Origin of the sequence: Prochlorococcus marinus, assembly GCF_001180245.1 — a bacterium.
In the GTDB taxonomy this organism is placed as follows: Bacteria; Cyanobacteriota; Cyanobacteriia; order PCC-6307; family Cyanobiaceae; genus Prochlorococcus_A; species Prochlorococcus_A marinus_F.
Genome location: NZ_CVSV01000123.1, coordinates 1 through 364 on the forward strand (window position 1 = coordinate 1; position 364 = coordinate 364).

A 364-nucleotide genomic window follows, 5' to 3' on the forward strand; every position below is an offset into this window, starting at 1 on the left:
GCAAGGAGGTTTTAAGGGAATGCTATAGCTCTAAAGTACTATGACTATAAAATTACCTGAAATATTTGTTTCTAATTCATTCTCATCCCATTGAGTTTGAGTTCCAGCATAATTAATTGTGAATTCATCGACAAATGAATTGTAGCCAATATAAGTTACATTTGTAGAAATATCTATACTTGTGATGCTAGTTCCAATAAATATATCATCTCCAATTGAGGTTAGGCTATCTGGAAAACTAATAGTTTGTAAGTTTGAGCAATAAGCAAATACCGCATTTCCAATTGAGTTTAGTTCATCTGGTAATGTTATGCTAGTTAAATTGTTGCAGCCTAAAAATGCTCGGTCGCTAATATAACTAACT

General features: G+C 31.9%; 1 protein-coding gene. It reads right to left on the reverse strand.

Annotated features, from left to right (window positions below; translation table 11 throughout):
* Positions 1 to 30: 30 nt before the first annotated feature.
* The coding region (locus AMO19_RS05110; RefSeq protein WP_146255934.1) for a leucine-rich repeat domain-containing protein at positions 31 to 364 on the reverse strand (334 nt) is incomplete at its 5' end.